Here is a 2,958-nt window from a genome sequence, read left to right on the forward strand (position 1 = left end):
ATGATCCCACCACCCCGAGACGACACCCGCCTCGTCCTGGCCCAGCGGTTCCGACAATTTTGCCATGACGACTCCTAGAACAAACAGCGCCAGCAGCGCGAAGAATAATTTGGGGATGACGAACAACAGCCAGCCGGCCAGCGCTGTCACCGCGATCAGCGCGCCGAGATTCCAGGGTGACTGGTTCCTCAGCCATGCACGCCAGTCATTCATATCGGCCCCGGTGTCATCAGACTGACTGGATGGCCCGCATGACGTCAACCAGGCCGTGCCCCTGAAACTCCCGTACCCGGCCGAGATCGGTCGCGGAGTCCAGGAAAACCTTTTTTACCCGTTCGGGGCTGCCGATAAACTCGCTACGCACCGAGAGAAAGGCGGCGATGGCCCCGGAGACGTGTGCCGCCGCCAAGCTCGTCCCGCTGAACTCGCTGTAGTCTGGATAGTCCCAGTCCTCGTCGTCGGGCTGGGCCGTCGAACTGACGCAGCTCACAATGTGTTCGCCGGGGGCGACAAGGTCCGGCTTGAGCCGGCCATCCCCCGTCGGCCCCTTGGAGGAAAAATAGGAAACCCCGTACCGGTGCGGGGCGACTCGATGCGTGGAGCCGACCGTGATAGCGCCGAAGGCGTTTCCTGGATCGTTGATCGTAACGCCCGCGCTGAAATCATCGGTGTTCCGGGCTACTTCCGTCCGCACGAAACCCGAATTGCCGGCGGCAACGACCACCAACACGCCCGAGGCGACCATGCGGTCGACCTCGTTGCACAGCGGGGAATACCCGCCGACAAACCACTCCGGGTAAAACGAGTAGCCAAGGCTCAGATTTACTCCGTGAATGCGAATGTTACGGCCGTAGTCGTTGACCCGCTGGATGTGCTCCAGCGCCGCGATCACCGCACTCACGTTGGCCAGCCGGCCCGCGCCGAACACCTTGTAGCTCACAATCTTACAACGCGGGGCGACACCGCCGATCCTGGTGATCGCGGACGTGTACGCATCCACCGTCTTGTCGCCGTCAAGCAGCATCTGGCGGACACGTAACCGACGTCCACCGGTTTCGGCGGAGTCAGCCGCCACCTCACCCGCGATGATACCGGCGACCGGCGTGCCATGCCCGATACCATAATCATCCCGGGTTGGAGCGTTGCCGTCCGTCAGATCGACGTGCTCAAGTTGAGCCGGCAGACTGAGATTGTCCCATTTAGCAAAGTGTGGGTGCCGCTCGTCAACCCCGGAGTCGACAACCGCCCAGACAATGTTTTCACCGAACGCGCCGAAGGTTGCCTGGGCCGCGTCGCCCTTTATCACCGCCACGGACCTGTCCAGCAGCGCCGAAACTTCGAAGTCGGGCCAGACCCGCCGGATCGCGCGCAGCCGCCAGTTGCCGGCATCCTGTTCAGCCTGCTCGACATCGACGTGGACGACCCAGCGCACAGCCTCCGGCGGGAGGACCGCGACGACGTAGGAACGGCCCAGCTCCCGAGACAGCCGCGACTCACCGATGTCGTCGAACACGTTCATCTCGCTGAACCGCACGGCTGCCTCGGTCAGCAGCGTGCGCACGGTATTCGCGGCACCGCGGCGGCCGGCGGGGAAATCCGGGTTGAGGTCGAAGATGACCCGGACGGTGCCTGATGCGCTTCGGCTCTCCAGCTCTGTCAGCCGCGACTCCAGCGCAGGCGTGATGACGGACCGGGCATGCGTTACCGGCCGGCGGCCAGGATCATCGAATTTCATTACGTCCCCCGATCTGCGGCATTGGACGGCCATGGGACCGCCGGATCCGACTATATATGCGATAAGGCTGGGGAAATTCCCCCTGATACGGGATTGCCGCACTCACTCAAACGTCCCTACGGGTGGAAAGGTTCCGCATCGTCGACCGGATGCGTAGCCGACGGGGACGTGGACGGGTTCGGCAGACGCCACAGAGCCGCCTCACCGGCGTCGGATGCGGTGGCGAACCAGCGCCCGTCAGGGCTGAACGCGACCGCGTTTACGCGCGGTTCGTGCACCGATCGGTGCCTCGCCGGCCCCGCGGAAAGATCATAAACAAAGACCACCCGATATGCCGGGCTGTGCGCGGCCATGAAACGTCCGTCCCGGCTGACGGTAAGCGCGCCCGGCGTTCTGGGGTGGGAGAACCGTGCCCGTACCCGGCAGGCTGCCACGTCGATAAACGAGATGACCATCGAACGGTGGCGTAACACAAGCAACTGGCCGGCCAGGCCGAGCGCGGCGTCCACTACCTCGGAGCCCGCCGCGGTGAAGTCCCCAGCATCTTTACCGGCCGCCGAGGGGTAGACGCAGGCACCGGTGGCGAGCGCCCACAGCCGTGGCGAACAGCTGTCATCCAGGGTGACCAACCACCCGCCATCCCAACTGAACCGAGCCGCCGTCACACGACGTACCGTCTCCACGGTCTTCCTGATCTCGCCACTGGCGCTGTGGCGCATCACCAGGCGCTCCGAACGGGTGTCCCGAAGCGCGATGAAGCGACCGTCCGGGCTCGCCGCGACAAAGGCCTCCCCCTCGGCCCCCAACCGGCTTCCGGCCAAGGCAATGCCCCGGTCAACGCCCCGGTCAACGCCCAGGTCATGGCGCCAAGCAGCGGCCTGCGGGAAACAGCTCAACAGGTACCGCCCAGCCGGGCCGAACAACAGCGCGGGGGGCGTCTGTCCACTCGCCCAGAGGTGGGTCACCCGAGCAGCCGACACATCCCACAATCGGGAATTCCCGTCCAGACAAACCGTTGCGAGCAGCGAGTCATCGGGGCTGAACACGGCATGCCGAACCGGTGCCGGATGCACGAAGGTCCCTTGGCAGCGGAGGCTGTCGACCTCCCAGCACCGGACCGCGCCGTCCCGACCGCCTGTCACCAGCCGCCGCGAGTCGGAACTGAACGCAACCACGAGTACGGGCGACAGCCGGCCGCCGGCTGAGGGGCTGGCGTGCCGCAG

At 65.3% G+C, this 2,958-nt stretch carries 3 protein-coding genes; all 3 read right to left on the reverse strand.

From position 1 onward, the window contains the following. Positions 1-213, reverse strand: a 213-nt coding sequence (locus MJ785_RS04745) for a hypothetical protein (RefSeq protein ID WP_239380093.1), incomplete at its 3' end; no start/stop codon positions are given. Between the two features lie 16 nt (positions 214-229). Further along, positions 230-1,735 (reverse strand): S8 family peptidase, encoded by a 1,506-nt coding sequence (locus MJ785_RS04750; protein ID WP_239346479.1) that lies wholly within the window; start codon positions 1,733-1,735, stop codon positions 230-232. Positions 1,736-1,851: 116 nt separating this feature from the next. Continuing rightward, positions 1,852-2,958 (reverse strand): WD40 repeat domain-containing protein (locus MJ785_RS04755; RefSeq protein WP_239380094.1); only part of this gene is annotated, 1,107 nt, incomplete at its 5' end.

This window comes from Protofrankia sp. CiT1 (genome assembly GCF_917627335.1).
Lineage (GTDB): Bacteria > Actinomycetota > Actinomycetes > Frankiales > Frankiaceae > Protofrankia.

Coding starts and splice junctions, on each gene's coding strand:
- MJ785_RS04750 (WP_239346479.1), bottom strand. CDS start 1,735: ATGAAATTCGATGATCCTGGCCGCCGGCCGGTAACGCATGCCCGGTCC.